The sequence below is a fragment of the Vibrio bathopelagicus genome, assembly GCF_014879975.1.
In the GTDB taxonomy this organism is placed as follows: domain Bacteria; phylum Pseudomonadota; class Gammaproteobacteria; order Enterobacterales; family Vibrionaceae; genus Vibrio; species Vibrio bathopelagicus.
Map to the genome: position 1 here is coordinate 1754180 of NZ_CP062500.1, position 14604 is coordinate 1768783.

The 14604-nt window shown below is 43.5% G+C and carries 16 protein-coding genes; 12 read left to right on the forward strand and 4 right to left on the reverse strand.

Annotated features, from left to right (window positions below):
• Positions 1-11 precede the first annotated feature (11 nt).
• The 9 genes from ccoO to uspE all read left to right on the forward strand — a co-directional run bounded on the left by ccoO (position 12) and on the right by uspE (position 7590).
• Entirely contained in the window at positions 12-632 is a 621-nt protein-coding gene (gene ccoO / locus IHV80_RS07715; protein WP_016767204.1) for a cytochrome-c oxidase, cbb3-type subunit II, read from the forward strand.
• 9 nt (positions 633-641) lie between these two features.
• Positions 642-815: a cbb3-type cytochrome oxidase subunit 3 gene (locus IHV80_RS07720; RefSeq protein ID WP_192890647.1), complete on the forward strand. Its 174-nt coding sequence runs from the start codon at positions 642-644 to the stop codon at positions 813-815.
• The gene (gene ccoP, locus IHV80_RS07725) at positions 815-1789 is read left to right on the forward strand and encodes a cytochrome-c oxidase, cbb3-type subunit III (RefSeq protein WP_192890648.1); all 975 of its coding nucleotides are present in this window, start codon (positions 815-817) and stop codon (positions 1787-1789) included. Before IHV80_RS07720 ends, ccoP begins: the two co-directional genes overlap by 1 nt.
• A 106-nt stretch (positions 1790-1895) precedes the next feature.
• Positions 1896-2375 (forward strand): FixH family protein, encoded by a 480-nt coding sequence (locus tag IHV80_RS07730; RefSeq protein WP_192890649.1) that lies wholly within the window; start codon positions 1896-1898, stop codon positions 2373-2375.
• Positions 2376-2380: 5 nt separating this feature from the next.
• Entirely contained in the window at positions 2381-4753 is a 2373-nt protein-coding gene (locus tag IHV80_RS07735) for a heavy metal translocating P-type ATPase (protein ID WP_192890650.1), read from the forward strand.
• Entirely contained in the window at positions 4753-5010 is a 258-nt protein-coding gene (gene ccoS, locus IHV80_RS07740; RefSeq protein ID WP_192890651.1) for a cbb3-type cytochrome oxidase assembly protein CcoS, read from the forward strand. The genes IHV80_RS07735 and ccoS overlap by 1 nt, the downstream gene beginning before the upstream one ends.
• The gene (locus IHV80_RS07745; protein ID WP_192890730.1) at positions 5000-5674 is read left to right on the forward strand and encodes a sulfite exporter TauE/SafE family protein; all 675 of its coding nucleotides are present in this window, start codon (positions 5000-5002) and stop codon (positions 5672-5674) included. The genes ccoS and IHV80_RS07745 overlap by 11 nt, the downstream gene beginning before the upstream one ends.
• 86 nt (positions 5675-5760) lie before the next feature.
• Entirely contained in the window at positions 5761-6507 is a 747-nt protein-coding gene (locus IHV80_RS07750; RefSeq protein WP_004733691.1) for an FNR family transcription factor, read from the forward strand.
• Between the two features lie 132 nt (positions 6508-6639).
• Positions 6640-7590 carry a universal stress protein UspE gene (gene uspE / locus IHV80_RS07755; protein ID WP_192890652.1) on the forward strand — a complete coding sequence of 317 codons (951 nt, stop codon included), beginning with the start codon at positions 6640-6642 and terminating at the stop codon, positions 7588-7590.
• 180 nt (positions 7591-7770) lie between these two features.
• Here the strand turns inward: uspE and ttcA are convergent, their stop codons facing one another.
• From ttcA to IHV80_RS07775, 4 genes are all read right to left on the reverse strand, one after another.
• Positions 7771-8664: a tRNA 2-thiocytidine(32) synthetase TtcA gene (gene ttcA, locus IHV80_RS07760; protein WP_029223700.1), complete on the reverse strand. Its 894-nt coding sequence runs from the start codon at positions 8662-8664 to the stop codon at positions 7771-7773.
• Between the two features lie 334 nt (positions 8665-8998).
• The gene (locus IHV80_RS07765) at positions 8999-9649 is read right to left on the reverse strand and encodes a DUF2987 domain-containing protein (protein WP_192890653.1); all 651 of its coding nucleotides are present in this window, start codon (positions 9647-9649) and stop codon (positions 8999-9001) included.
• Positions 9650-9772: 123 nt separating this feature from the next.
• Entirely contained in the window at positions 9773-10621 is an 849-nt protein-coding gene (locus IHV80_RS07770) for a glucosaminidase domain-containing protein (protein WP_192890654.1), read from the reverse strand.
• Complete coding sequence (locus IHV80_RS07775; protein WP_192890655.1) at positions 10614-11465, reverse strand: DUF2189 domain-containing protein; 852 nt, start codon at positions 11463-11465, stop codon at positions 10614-10616. Before IHV80_RS07775 ends, IHV80_RS07770 begins: the two co-directional genes overlap by 8 nt.
• 330 nt (positions 11466-11795) lie before the next feature.
• On the opposite strand from IHV80_RS07775, the gene potA reads away from it, so the two are divergent.
• The 3 genes from potA to potC are packed head-to-tail and all read left to right on the forward strand — an operon-like array spanning position 11796 to position 14522.
• A complete protein-coding gene (gene potA / locus IHV80_RS07780) occupies positions 11796-12911 on the forward strand; it encodes a spermidine/putrescine ABC transporter ATP-binding protein PotA (RefSeq protein WP_192890656.1) in 1116 nt (371 codons plus the stop codon).
• On the forward strand, positions 12895-13752 hold the full coding sequence (gene potB / locus IHV80_RS07785; RefSeq protein WP_192890657.1) for a spermidine/putrescine ABC transporter permease PotB: 858 nt from the start codon (positions 12895-12897) through the stop codon (positions 13750-13752). The genes potA and potB overlap by 17 nt, the downstream gene beginning before the upstream one ends.
• Positions 13752-14522, forward strand: a complete 771-nt coding sequence (gene potC, locus IHV80_RS07790) for a spermidine/putrescine ABC transporter permease PotC (protein WP_004733706.1) — start codon at positions 13752-13754, stop codon at positions 14520-14522. The genes potB and potC overlap by 1 nt, the downstream gene beginning before the upstream one ends.
• Positions 14523-14604: the final 82 nt, after the last annotated feature.

Below are 14604 nucleotides of genomic sequence, written 5' to 3' on the forward strand. Positions count from 1 at the left end.
GGAGATTTAGAATGAGCTCAAATTCAAATAATCGCCATGAGTTGGTCGAGAAAAACGTTGGTCTACTAGCGATCTTAATCGTTATCGCAATCAGCTTTGGTGCTTTAGTAGAAATCACTCCGCTTATTTTCCAAAAGCAGACGACTGAACCTGTAGAAAACCTACGCGTTTACTCTGCTCTGGAAATGGAAGGTCGTGATATTTACATTCGTGAAGGTTGTAACGTATGTCACAGCCAAATGATTCGTCCTTTCCGCTCTGAAACTGAACGTTACGGCCACTACTCTGTAGCGGGCGAAAGCGTTTGGGAACATCCATTCCTATGGGGTTCTAAGCGTACTGGTCCAGACCTAGCGCGTGTTGGTGATCGTTACTCTGATGAGTGGCACCGTGTTCACCTTCTAGACCCACGCGAACTTGTTCCTGAATCAAACATGCCTGGTTTCCCATGGCTTGCTGAGAATGTACTTGATGGCAAATTGACTAAGCAGAAGCTTGAACTCTTCCGCAATCAATTTGGTGTTCCTTACACAGACGAACAAATTGCTAACGCTAAACAAGATGTTGAAGGAAAAACAGAGATGGATGCAATCATCGCTTACCTTCAATCGCTTGGCCACGCAATGAAATAAGGAATAATTATGGACATTATTACATTTCAAAGTGTTTGGACTGTTACTGTTTTTGCTTGTTTCATCGGCATCGTTTGGTGGGCTTTCGGTAAAAATCGTAAGTCGCGCTTCGACGAAGATGCAAACCTAGTGTTCGCTGATGAAGCACCTGCGAAAGATATAGATCAAGGAGTGACGAAGTAATGAGTACATTCTGGAGTATTTGGGTAACAGTAATCACAATCGGTACCCTGATTGGTTGTGCAGCCTTACTTCGTTGGTGTTCCAACGATAAAACAGGTGTAGAAGAAGGTCATGACATGGGCCATGAATACGATGGTATTCGTGAGCTTAATAACCCACTACCTAAATGGTGGACATACCTTTTCGTTAGCACAATTGTGTTTGCAGCTGTTTATCTAGCTCTATACCCAGGCCTTGGTAACTTTAAAGGTCTACTAGGTTGGACTAGTTCAAACCAAACAGTTCGTAGCGTAGAAGAGTCTCGCTCTGCAATCGCTGCTGCGCAAGCAAACAAACAGTTAGATGCATACGCGAAAGAGCTTGATGATGCAGACACCTACTTTGGTGAAGCATTCAAAAAGCTAGCTCACGACGAAAATGGTCTACGTTCTGTTCCTGACATCGCATCTGATGCTGAAGCAATCAAAGTGGGCCAACGTTTGTTCCTACAAAACTGTTCTCAGTGTCACGGCTCTGATGCACGTGGTCAGAAAGGTTTCCCTAACCTAACTGATGACGCATGGCTATATGGTGGTGAACCACAAGCTATCGTGACAACTATCATGCATGGTCGTGTTGGCCAAATGCCTGGCTGGAAAGATGCACTTGGGGAGCAAGGCGTTAAAGAAGTGGTTAGCTACACGCTTAGCCTTTCTGGACGTAGTGTGAACGCTCGTGAAGCTGAAGCTGGTAAAGCACGTTTTGTTGTATGTGCAGCATGTCATGGTACGGATGGTAAAGGTAACCCTGCTGTAGGGGCTCCTGACCTGACAGACCGCGACTGGTTATTCGGCGATTCTCGCGCTGATGTGACGGAAACAGTTATGTACGGACGCTCTGGCGTAATGCCTGCTTGGAAAGATATTCTAGGCGAAGACAAAGTACAGCTAGTTTCATCCTACGTGTGGAGCCTCAGTAACTCAGATAAAGAGTAACATAATAATAACAGCCCCTTCTGAAGGGGCTGTCTTTCTTTTACAGTTAAAACCTTAAGTGTTTGTAAAAAAGTTTTATTTCATTGTATATATTGAGAATAATAATATGGTTCAGCCTTGGTATAAGCAGTTTTGGCCGTGGTTTTTGCTCTTTCTAACCGTTGGCGTTTCTATGCTAACGTTGGTTCGAGTTGCGATACTGACCAACCATTCAGTTCACCTTGTAAGTGAAGATTACTATAAAAAAGGAAAAGGCATTAATGTCGACATTTCAAAAGTCAACATTGCTAAAGAGCTTGGCCTATCTGCTTCAGTTAACGAGAAAGGTAACTCGGTTATCATTACTCTAGACAAAGGTAAGCTTGATCACTTCCCTGCTATTAACGCAATGTTCGCCCACCGCACATTACCTGACCGTGATTTCACTCAGCTACTGACGGCTGATGCGAGCGGCAACTACACGTTGACTCTGGACCATGAAATGCAAGGTCCATGGTTTATCGAGCTTTCTCCGCATGATTCTGAATGGTTGGTGCAAGGTCGCATGAACTTCCCTATTGATACTCCTACTCAACTAACGAACTAAAGCTTATGTGTGAATCCTGTTATCACTGCGGTGAAGATGTACCAGCGGAAACGGATTTTAAAGTAGAAATCTTAGGGTCGGTTCGACCGATGTGTTGTCCGGGTTGCGAAACCGTAGCTCAGACAATCATAGAAAGCGGTTTGGTCTCTTATTACCAATACCGTACTGCTCCAGCTGAAAAAGCGGATCTGGTGCCAGAACAGCTTCTGGCACTCAGTCATTACGACAACGAAGATGTTCAATTGGAGTTCGTTCGTAACTCTGAAAACACCTCTGAAGTGACATTGTCACTAGAAGGTGTCTCTTGTGCTGCCTGTGCATGGCTCATTGAGAAACAAGTATCCTCAAAGCTTGGAGTTGTTAGTATTCGTGTTAATACAACGACTAACCGCGCTTTGCTCAGCTGGGACAACACTCAGGCCAAACTGAGCGAGTTGCTATCCGCGATTCATAGGTTAGGCTACAAAGCGGCACCATTCGAGGCTGATCAACAAGAAGCCGCTTATCATCGTTCGATGAAGAATTATCTCTATCGTCTTGGTGTTGCTGGTTTAGCGACCATGCAAGTCATGATGCTGGCTGTGGCACTTTACCTCGAAGTTTTTGGCAGCCTTGAGCCTGAATTCAAAAGTTACTTTCGTTGGGTAAGTTTGATCTTCGCAACGCCTGTACTGCTCTACTCTGCATTACCTTTCTATATTAACGCTTGGCGCAGTATCAAAGGTCGAACCTTGGGCATGGACGTTCCCGTGTCGATTGCTCTGTTGTTTGCCTACGTTGCAAGTTTAGTGGCAACGGTGACAGAGCAAGGCGAAGTATTCTTCGAATCTATCTCGATGTTTACCTTTTTCCTTTTGCTTGGTCGTTTCCTTGAAATGCGCGCTCGCCGTAAAGCCGCCGCTGCGAGTGGTAACCTGCTTAAGTTGGTTCCCGCAATGGCAACAACGTTAGACGGTGAACAAGTTCCGGTAAAAACCTTAAAAGTTGGCGACCAAATTCGCGTTTTACCGGGTGAACACATTCCTGCCGATGGCAAAGTATTGTCTGGCAGAGTTCATATTGATGAATCAATGCTGACTGGCGAATCGATCCATGTGGTTAAGAGCGAAGGTGATACCGTCTTTGCTGGCACACTGAATGGTGATGAATCGTTCGAATTAGAAGTGATGACCTCTAAAGCGGATTCGGTTATCTCCAATATTGTTCGTCTTCAAGATGAAGCTCAACTTTCTAAGCCTAGAATTGCTGAAATTGCCGATGTGGTAGCGCGATACTTTGTTGCGGTTATCTTAATCATTTCCTTTGGGACTTGGTTCTATTGGCATCAAACACGTCCAGAAGACGCATTCTGGATCATGCTTTCAGTGTTAGTGGCGACCTGCCCTTGTGCTCTGTCTCTTGCGACGCCGACAGCAATTACGTGTTCAACATCTCGCATGGGTAACTTTGGTATTTTGCTGCGCAAAGGCCACGTATTCGAAACCTTATGTAAAGTGAACCACTTAATCATCGATAAGACGGGCACGCTGACTGAAGGTGATATTCGTATCAGCAAAGTCGAGATGTTTGCTGACCTTGATAAAGAAACATGCCTGCAAGTCGCGGCGAGCTTGGAACAACATGCTAACCACCCTATCGCCAAAGCGTTCAAAACTCATATTTCTGATGGTATCGAAGTAGAGTCGGTGAACAACGTGATTGGTTCTGGCATTACTGGCGAGTGGAATGGTCAAGAAGTGGCAATTGGTAGCAGCGAGTTCATTCTAGGTGAAGCTCAGCCATCTGAAAGCAACGGTATTTACTTGTCGATGGCAGGTCGTCATATTGCAACGTTCACTTATGAAGACCCGATTCGTAAAGAAAGTATCGAGTTCATTAAGCAATTCAAAGAAGCGGGAATCAAAACCACTCTGCTGACGGGCGATTCTTTGATTAATGCGAAGCCTGTGGCGGCAGAGATTGGTATTACTGACATTGTTGCTAACGCGAAACCGGAAGACAAACTTGCTTACCTAAACTCTAGAGACGCAACAGACATCACGATGATGGTGGGTGACGGTATCAACGATGCTCCTATTCTTGCCGGTGCTCACCTTTCGGTTGCGATGGGCGGCGGTACGGATGTAGCGAAAGCCTCTGCTGATATGGTGTTATTGGGCGATAAACTCGATAGATTACTTAAATCACGTACATTGGCGCTTAAAACGCGTAAGATAATCCGTGAGAACTTAGCGTGGTCATTGGGATATAACCTACTTATTCTTCCATTGGCTGTAGCAGGTTTGGTCGCTCCTTACATTGCCGTTGTTGGCATGTCTGCAAGCTCTATTATAGTTGTGTCTAACTCGTTAAGGCTTTTAAAAGAGCAAGGTAAATAATGGAAAGTTTATACATCCTCATTCCAATTGCGATCGTTCTTGTGTGTATCGCTGTCGGTATCTTTCTATGGGCAGTTAAGAGTGAACAGTTTGAAGACCTTGAACGCCAAGGGCATAACATTCTGTTTGATGAAGATAGCCATGTTAATGTTGATACCAAGCCGACTAAGGCTACTACAGCCTCGAGAGAGAGTGACAAGAAACAAAGCTCGACTGAAACACAATCTAACGTAGAAAAAAAGAATGATGGCGCCTGATTGGATTGGCGCTTTTGTTGTGGGATTGATCGGCGCAGGCCATTGCATGGGAATGTGTGGTGGTATTGCGTCGCTTCTGTCTATTGGCAACAGTAAACCTTCCCCTGTTATTCCCCTCCTTTATAATTTCGGACGACTGTTAAGCTATGCCGTAATTGGCGGCGTGATTGGCGGTGCAATTTCTTCAATTGGCCAGCTAAGCGATTTTAATGCCTTGCTTGGTTGGCTTCGGTTATTTGCTGCCGTCTTCATGATTATCTTAGGTTTGTACATCGGTAAATGGTGGTTTGGCTTGCTGTTCTTTGAAAAAGTCGGACAGAAGCTATGGCGTTACATATCTCCTGTAGGTAAATCATTTCTACCATTAAAGCACCCTAGCCATGCTTTACCATTTGGTTTCATCTGGGGCTGGCTTCCATGTGGCCTTGTTTACTCTATGCTGACTTGGGCAGCGGTATCGGGAAGTTGGTATAACGGAGCGGGTATCATGCTTGCCTTCGGTTTAGGGACGCTACCTGCCATGCTTACTGTTGGTATGGGCGCAAATTTCCTCAAGAAACTGCAACAAGCCGACTTATTTCGTCAACTAGGTGCAATTCTAATCCTTATTTACGGTTTTTATACTGGTTATATGGCACTGCAGCTCATTATTTATACCGTATAACCGTTCTTTAAATCCGGTTTTTTTACTACCCAACTGGATAAAGGAATGCTAAAATATTGACGTATATCAAATAGTGAAAGATTGTTATGATTTCTGAAAAGCCTGTGACGAAACGTGTTCAGTCTGGTGGCTGTGCAATCCACTGCCAGGATTGTAGTATTAGCCAGCTCTGTATCCCATTTACTTTGAATGAATCTGAACTCGATCAACTTGATCAGATCATTGAGAGAAAAAAGCCTATTCAAAAAGGCCAAGAGTTATTTAAAGCCGGTGACGAGCTTAAATCTCTGTATGCTATTCGCTCTGGAACGATCAAGAGTTACACGATTACCGAACAAGGTGATGAGCAGATTACGGCATTCCACCTAGCGGGCGACCTTGTTGGCTTCGATGCGATTACGGGTGACGAACACCCTAGCTTTGCACAAGCACTTGAAACTTCTATGGTATGTGAAATTCCATACGAGATCCTTGACGACTTATCAGGAAAAATGCCTAAATTGCGTCAGCAAATTATGCGTCTGATGAGTAACGAGATTAAAGGTGACCAAGAAATGATTCTGCTTCTTTCTAAAAAGAACGCGGAAGAGCGTCTTGCTGCATTCCTTTACAACCTTTCTACTCGCTTCTCTCAACGTGGCTTTAGCCCAAGAGAGTTCCGCTTAACAATGACTCGTGGCGATATTGGTAACTACCTTGGTTTGACTGTTGAAACCATCAGCCGTCTATTAGGTCGCTTCCAAAAAGCAGACATCTTAAGTGTTAAAGGTAAATACATCACTATCGAAGATCACGATGCTCTGATGGAACTTGCTGGCGTTTCAAAAGAATAGTTTAGATATCAATGATGTAGTTCAATAATGAGCTACATCATGTTTCTCCCCTAAAACCTCTTATATTTCTCTTAATCTCTCCATAACTACGCTACATTATTTATATGTTCGGTCTGAAAAGTAGGCTTAGTTATGAGTATCTATAACAAAATTTTAGTTGTCGCAGACATTAATCACGATGAGCAACCTGCTCTAGTTCGTGCTATCCAACTTGCAAAGAAAAGCACCTCAACAAGCCACATCACTTTCTTTTTGTCGATTTACGATTTCTCGTATGAGATGACATCAATGCTCTCTATTGATGAAAGAGACGCAATGCGCAAAGGCGTGATTCATCAACGCGAAATTTGGATGAATAAAGTCGCAGAACCTTACCTTGATGATTCTATTGAATTTAACGTTCAAGTGGTTTGGCATAACCGCCCTTACGAAGCGATCATTGCTGAGGTTTATAGTGGTGGGCATGAGATCTTAATTAAAGGTACGCGTAAGCACGATACCTTAGAGTCTGTGATTTTCACTCCTACAGACTGGCATCTATTGAGAAAGTGCCCTAGCCCAGTGCTCTTAGTTAAAAATGATTTCTGGCCTGATAATGCGAAGATTTTTGCTTCGGTACACGTCGGATCTGAAACAGAAGCTCATATTGAGTTGAACGATACAATGGTTGATAGATTGCTCGAGATTACGGGTCGTTTGGATGCTGAACCTTTCTTGGTGAATGCTTATCCTGTAACGCCAGCGAATATCACCATTGAGCTGCCAGAGTTCGACCCTACGTCTTACACTGACGCCGTTCGCGGTCATCATTTAACGGCAATGAAAGCTCTGCGTCAAAAGCATGGTATGTGTGAAGAGCAAACGGTCGTTGAGCAAGGTTTACCAGAAGATGTGATTCCACGAGTAGCGTCTGAAAATAGTGCCGCTATGGTGATCCTAGGAACCACAGGTCGTACTGGCTTGTCAGCTGTATTTATTGGTAATACTGCAGAGCACGTTATCGATAAGATTAATTGTGATGTTCTGGCTCTTAAACCGTCTGGTTATGTGAGCCCTCTCGATCCTAACCTTGCTAAAGGTTAAGCGGGTTAAGCGGGTTAAGCGGGTTAAAAGGGTTAAACGGATAGAAAGGCTAAATGCCCGAAAACGGTAATCCGAATATGTACTTCAATCTACATATTTAACTCATAAAAAAACGCCTCAAGCATTGCTTGAGGCGTTTTTATTTATCTGTACGTTATAGCAATTCTATGACGAATAAGGCTAAACGTTAGTGACGTCGATGTACAAAGACTCATCGATGTTTGACGACGAGATTTCAGCTTCTTCGAATTCGTATGCTTTGCGTTCTTCAGTACGGTCTAACGGTAAGTTAATGAAATCAAACAACTCACGGTCTGCCAATTGGCTTGGGCTCACATTCTGAATTGACTTGAACACCTTCTCAACACGGCCTGGAGTCTGTTTATCCCAATCAATTAGCATCGCTTTGATGTTTTGACGTTGTAGGTTTTCTTGAGAACCACACAGGTTACACGGAATGATTGGAAACTCTTTGTGCTCCGCGTATTTGATTAGGTCAGTTTCGCGACAGTAAGTCAGAGGACGGATTACAACGTTGCGACCATCGTCAGAACGAAGCTTAGGTGGCATAGCCTTAAGACGAGCACCGTGGAACATATTCAAGAACATAGTCTCAACAATGTCGTCTAGGTGGTGACCTAGAGCAATCTTCGTTGCGCCAATCTTTTCTGCAAACGAGTACAAAGTACCGCGACGTAGACGTGAACAAAGGCCACATGTCGTCTTACCTTCTGGCACTTTTTCTTTTACCACTGAGTACGTATCTTTATCTACGATGTAGTAAGGAATGTTCAGAGTTTCAAAGTACTCAGGAAGGATATGTTCAGGGAAACCGGGTTGTTTTTGGTCCAGGTTTACGGCAACAACATCAAATTTGATGGGTGCTGCTTCACGCAAACGTAGCAAAATGTCTAGCATCGCAAATGAATCTTTACCGCCACTAATGCACGCCATTACTACGTCATTCTCTTCGATCATGTTGTAGTCGACGATGGCATTCCCAACATTTCTTCTTAGAAGTTTCTGAAGCTTGTTGAATTCAAGTGTATCTTTTTTATTTTCGTTTTGGTTCATTGCGACTCTCACACCGTCGTGTTATCGACTGTAGATTGCTAGTGGGACTGTTTTAGGGCGTGGATTATACGGATTTTTATTTCAGGTTGAAACAGTAACGGTAGGATAAACAAGCTGAGCAGGAGAAAGATTCCGCCATATCATGCAATCTGTCCTCTAGTGGTGAGAAAACACGTCGTAATAAGAGGTAAGAATCAAAGGGCAAAGACTGTTGAGGTTTGTGATTTGGTAATTTCTAAGTTTAAAACTATAAACTAAACAGCCTGTTCAAAGGAGAACAGGCTGTTTAGTAAGATCTTAAGCTAAAGCGAAACAAAGAGCTTCAGATTGACCGTTATTGTGCTGGGATGTACGGCAAAACACGAACAGTGGCTTCTGGTAACGTGATGCTGTCACTTCCATTAAGCTCAGCTAGCGTGAATTTCGCACGCCCTTCTTCAATTGGGATTTGCTTACCGTTAGACAGAGCAATGTTGCCTTCAAGCTTATTATCAAACTCTAACGTTAAGCCTTGGATATCGGGTGTGAACCAACTAGAGAACATGCCGCTTACGTCTTCTAGCATCGCCTGCATCTGCGGTAACAGGCTTTCTAGCTGTGCAACTTCAACAGTTCCAGTCAAAGGTTCCTGAGTCATTACAACGAGCGAATACGCACACTCTTGTTCTTGTGTTTGTACAAAGATAAGAGGATTAGCTGAACGCAGGTTTTGATCGACAGGTAGAAGCAGTTCATTGGCTGGAGAGACTTTTAACTCTTCATAATGTTCTTCCTTCTCCATCCAAGCTTTGCTGATATGACAGGTTGTCTGAGCTTTTTGATCAACAAAGAATACCGCAATTTTGACATCATCGTGCCCTTCTTTGGTGTTGTTTTTAAGCTGTGTGTAGAGCTTGGAATATGTGAACATGTATTCCTGAGCTGAAGCCGGAAGAGAAACCCCAAGGCTGAATGAGGCTAATAGAGCGAGTACTGTCTTTTTCATTATTATAATCTTGTTGAAGTTGAGCGTTCATAATTAAAAAGAGCAGCCGTTAGCTGCTCTTTGTGTGATGCCGTTTGGATAATAACTTACTTTCGAGGTTAACCAAACTGAGACCAAATCGAGTTACTTTTTCCAGTATACCTCGTTGTGACGGATCATGGCTTGTAAATCAGTCACATAGTCTGAACCTCGCTCAGAATATTTTAGTAAGCCGTTGGTGAGCTCTGTCGCAGATGCCGTTGTTAGCAAATCGTCACCCTGTGCAGCCAGTTTTGCTCGAATCGCTCTTAAATCAGCATAAGCACGATTACGGTTGAGATTCATGAAGTAACGATGAACGGATTCTTGGCTTGAAGAGAATGTAGCCACTTCATGCGAACTACCTTCGTTACGTTGTAGCGGAACCAGACCACAACCTTTGGTGTAACACCAATGTCCAAAATAGTTGTTGGCTTTGGTTGCGAAGCGCGATGTCCCCCAAGCTGACTCATTAGCGGCTTGAGTCAATACAAGCGCCTCTGGCAGTACGTTCACGCGACTAAGCATTTCCGTAAGCCAAGCTTGATCCAACCCTGAAGATGGCACTGGCAAGCTGTATAACTTCCCTAGCCTTTTGGCGTACGACACATCCTCTGAATCAACATTCGTCATACCTGATTGAGAGATCTTGGTTAAAAATGCACGCTCTTTGGTAATTCGCTTGTTTTCGATGTTGATGCTGGGACGAAGGTAAGAGAAGAAGGTCTCTTTTTTCTCGTTCACATCTTCAATAGCAGCAAAATTTGGTCGATCTGAAGCCACGGTCAAATCACCAAACTCACTTGATGTATTTGAACTTTGGTCTGCTGAGCGTCGGCGCTCTTCTTCTTGATAAATGTACGGGCCAACCAGTGAGATTGAACCCACGATCGCCAGTGCCGTTACCTTTAGCGCAAGAGATTTACTTGCGCTGCTTTTGACGTTATTACGCATCGAACACCTGAGGGTTTTTGTTTTTGTTACCATCGTTACTGTTATTGTCGCCGCCATTGCTGCTGTCGTTATTATCGTCATCGTTATCTGGTCGATCTGACGCAATAACCTTTAACTTAATGCCAAACATTTCGCGGTAAAGAATGCCTTTCACGTGGAAGAAGAATGGTAGAACGAAGATCAAGCCAATGCCGTACATCATCGCAGCAACGATAAACATCAGCATCACCGCCAGGTAAATAGATGCAACGGTGAAGATTTTCTTGTTTACCGCTCGTAGTGAAAGCAACAGTGATTGCATTGGTGGAACTTTCTTATCACAAATCAATAGGATTGAATGGCTGAAAGCCAGTGAAAAGTAGATAGACAGAAACGGTAACAGCATTCCTGCGATACCTTGCAGCATCAAGCTGAACAAAGTCACCAAGATAACCGGTACGGTAAATTGTAGGCCTTTACTAATATGACGAGTCTTGGTGTGCAAACCGGCGGCGTGGCTCATTGCCATTAGGCTAATGCCCGCATAGATAGGTGCACTCACCACTTCATAGCTAAAGTTAGCAATGAAAATAGATTCAACGATCTGTGGCGTAAATGCCTCAGGGTCGATAACGGCATCTAAGATAACTGCTGGATCACCAAGCTGTAATTTCAATGCAATATAAAAGATAGCCAGTTGCACGAACATCAATGCAACGATCGCAGGAGAAAACGAAAGAAAGTGACTTACCGTATGTTTCCATGCTTCTTGGAATACAGCCGTTGCTTTGAGCTCATAATCGCCGGAAAGTGCACGGTCGATACTACCGCCCAAATTAAAATCTTTTTCGATGTCGTTGTTCATATTGATACCTAGGTGTGCTCAATTGCTTGAAGCCACCTAACTTATTGATAAAAAATTACCTTCATTATACTCATATGTCGGAGACAAACTAAAATATGAATCTGTAACAAGGCTTGCTTTTGCGTCTTAATGGTTAATAATTAGACACTTATTAAGGTGTAAACCCAATAAATAACAGTATGGTAAAGGATGTTTACTTTTACCTGCGAAATTTTTTGTCTTCGAATGGTAAAAAATGCTTTGAATTCACGTTTTTGGTGATTATCATGCGCGCCTTAAAAGTGTATAGCAACAGGTCTCAAATAGAACCAAGGTGGAGAAAAACAGACGTTGAACGCTAAAAAATCAGTAGGAAAGCCAGTCGTACAGTTAACTGGCATTAGTAAAAGTTTCGATGGTAAGGAAGTCATCGGCAATCTTGATCTAAACGTAAATCATGGTGAGTTTCTCACGATATTAGGCCCGTCCGGTTGTGGTAAAACCACGGTACTAAGAATGATTGCAGGGTTTGAAACGGCAGATAGTGGTGAAATACTATTAGCCCAACAGAATGTAACCCAAGTTCCTGCTGAACAAAGGCATGTTAACACTGTATTCCAAAGCTATGCCCTATTCCCACATATGACCGTTTTCGACAATGTGGCATTTGGTTTACGCATGCAGAAAGTGCCAAACACTGAGATTGAACCTCGTGTTATGGATGCTTTAAAAATGGTGCGCCTACAACAAATGGCACAACGAAAGCCACACCAGCTATCCGGTGGCCAACAACAACGTATCGCAATCGCTCGCGCTGTCGTTAATAAGCCTAAGGTTCTTTTGTTGGATGAGTCTCTATCTGCTCTTGATTACAAACTACGTAAACAGATGCAAATCGAGCTTAAACAACTGCAACGCCAACTTGGTATTACGTTTATCTTTGTAACACATGACCAAGAAGAAGCATTGTCCATGTCTGACCGTATTATTGTTATGCGTGATGGCGTGATTGAACAAGACGGAACACCAAGAGAAATCTACGAAGAGCCTAAGAACTTATTTGTTGCTCGTTTCATTGGTGAAATTAACGTATTCGAAGCGACAGCGAAATCTCGTCAAGACGAAAAGCGCATTGTTGCGACAATCGAAGGTGAAGAGTCAATTATCTATCACGATAAAGACGTAGCACCGGGCCAAAAACTGCAAGTACTACTTCGCCCTGAAGATCTTCGTATCGAAGAAATTAAAGAGTCGGATCAAAGCGGTATTGTCGGCCACATTGTTGAGCGAACCTACAAAGGCATGACATTAGATTCAGTCGTAGAACTTGAATCAGGTATGCGTGTCATGGTTAGCGAATTCTTCAACGAAGATGACCCTGATGTTGATCACTCACTGGGCCAAAAAGTTGCAGTAACTTGGGTTGAGAGCTGGGAAGTGGTGTTAGAAGATGAGCAAGAAGTTTAATTTACAAAACGCGATTGTTGCTTTAATCACAGGTTGGTTAGTGCTGTTCGTGATGATTCCAAACATCATGATCATCGGTACTAGCTTTCTAACTCGTGATGAAGCGAACTTGATCGAGATGACCTTCACTCTCGATAACTACTTGCGTTTGGCTGACCCGCTGTATTTTAAAGTGCTGATGCACTCTTTCTATATGGCGATTGTCGCAACCCTACTTTGTTTAATTATTGGTTACCCGTTCGCCTACATCGTAGCAAAAATGCCTGCGAAATGGCGTCCAATCATGTTGTTTCTAGTGATTGTGCCATTCTGGACAAACTCTTTGATTCGTACTTACGGATTAAAAGTGGTTCTGGGTACTCAAGGTGTGTTGAACAAGGGCTTGTTGGCGTTAGACATTATCGACAAGCCACTTCGTATCATGTATTCAGAAACGGCAGTAATGATCGGTTTAGTGTATATCCTACTCCCGTTCATGATTCTGCCGTTGTACTCAGCGATTGAAAAGCTAGACGATACTTATTTGGAAGCGGCTAAAGATTTAGGTGCGAACAAACTTCAAACGCTATTGAAGGTTGTTTTACCCCTAACAATGCCTGGCATTATCGGCGGTTGTTTATTAGTACTACTGCCAGCGTTAGGTATGTTCTACATCTCTGACCTATTAGGCGGAGCTAAGAATCTATTGATTGGTAACGTGATTAAGAGCCAGGTGCTCAACGCTCGAGACTGGCCGTTTGGTGCAGCGACGAGTATAGCACTGACCATGGCAATGGCTGTGATGCTGTATGCCTACTACCGTGCAGGCAAGTTATTGAATAAGAAAGTGGAGCTAGACTAATGGGTCGCACAGTTAAGTTCAGCTTTATGGCGTTGGTATACGCTTTTCTATACCTACCTATTATCGTATTGATTGCGAACTCATTTAATGCCAATAAATTCGGTATGAAATGGGGGGGCTTTACCACTAAGTGGTATGACGCGCTGATTAACAACGACAGCCTAATGCAGGCCGCGTGGCACTCGATCAACGTAGCGGTGTTCTCTGCAACTGCCGCAACGATTGTCGGGAGCCTGACTGCCGTTGCCCTATTCCGTTACCAATTTAAAGGTAAAGGCATCGTCAATGGAATGTTGTTCATCGTGATGATGTCACCAGATATCGTAATGGCAATTTCGCTTCTTGCGCTATTCTTGGTAATGGGTGTGCAACTTGGGTTCTTTACCCTACTTGCAGCGCACATTACTTTCTGTCTGCCGTTCGTTGTTGTCACGGTTTACAGTCGCTTGAATGGCTTTGATGTGAAGATGTTAGAAGCCGCAAAAGATTTAGGTGCGAGTGAATGGACGATTCTAAAACAGATCATCTTGCCTCTTGCTAAGCCAGCGGTTGCTGCGGGTTGGTTATTGAGCTTCACTCTGTCTTTGGACGATGTGATCATCAGCTCTTTCGTAACAGGCCCAACCTATGAAATCTTGCCACTGAAGATTTACTCGATGGTTAAAGTCGGTATCTCTCCAGAGGTCAACGCCCTAGCAACAGTGATGTTAGTGGTGTCGTTAATACTGGTGATTATTTCTCAGTTGTTAGCGAGAGAGAAAATCAAGTAAGTCTCCTACTTTCTACTGAGGCTGACTTGATAAGAAGTTAAGATACTTCAAGTTTAACAAAAGTGTTATTCATAAACAGAAT

Bases quoted from the DNA above. Each gene is read 5' to 3' on its own strand.
- ccoO (WP_016767204.1), top strand. From the start codon at position 12: ATGAGCTCAAATTCAAATAATCGCCATGAGTTGGTCGAGAAAAACGTT.
- IHV80_RS07720 (WP_192890647.1), top strand. From the start codon at position 642: ATGGACATTATTACATTTCAAAGTGTTTGGACTGTTACTGTTTTTGCT.
- ccoP (WP_192890648.1), top strand. From the start codon at position 815: ATGAGTACATTCTGGAGTATTTGGGTAACAGTAATCACAATCGGTACC.
- IHV80_RS07730 (WP_192890649.1), top strand. From the start codon at position 1,896: ATGGTTCAGCCTTGGTATAAGCAGTTTTGGCCGTGGTTTTTGCTCTTT.
- IHV80_RS07735 (WP_192890650.1), top strand. From the start codon at position 2,381: ATGTGTGAATCCTGTTATCACTGCGGTGAAGATGTACCAGCGGAAACG.
- ccoS (WP_192890651.1), top strand. From the start codon at position 4,753: ATGGAAAGTTTATACATCCTCATTCCAATTGCGATCGTTCTTGTGTGT.
- IHV80_RS07745 (WP_192890730.1), top strand. From the start codon at position 5,000: ATGGCGCCTGATTGGATTGGCGCTTTTGTTGTGGGATTGATCGGCGCA.
- IHV80_RS07750 (WP_004733691.1), top strand. From the start codon at position 5,761: ATGATTTCTGAAAAGCCTGTGACGAAACGTGTTCAGTCTGGTGGCTGT.
- uspE (WP_192890652.1), top strand. From the start codon at position 6,640: ATGAGTATCTATAACAAAATTTTAGTTGTCGCAGACATTAATCACGAT.
- ttcA (WP_029223700.1), bottom strand. From the start codon at position 8,664: ATGAACCAAAACGAAAATAAAAAAGATACACTTGAATTCAACAAGCTT.
- IHV80_RS07765 (WP_192890653.1), bottom strand. From the start codon at position 9,649: ATGAAAAAGACAGTACTCGCTCTATTAGCCTCATTCAGCCTTGGGGTT.
- IHV80_RS07770 (WP_192890654.1), bottom strand. From the start codon at position 10,621: ATGCGTAATAACGTCAAAAGCAGCGCAAGTAAATCTCTTGCGCTAAAG.
- IHV80_RS07775 (WP_192890655.1), bottom strand. From the start codon at position 11,465: ATGAACAACGACATCGAAAAAGATTTTAATTTGGGCGGTAGTATCGAC.
- potB (WP_192890657.1), top strand. From the start codon at position 12,895: ATGAGCAAGAAGTTTAATTTACAAAACGCGATTGTTGCTTTAATCACA.
- potC (WP_004733706.1), top strand. From the start codon at position 13,752: ATGGGTCGCACAGTTAAGTTCAGCTTTATGGCGTTGGTATACGCTTTT.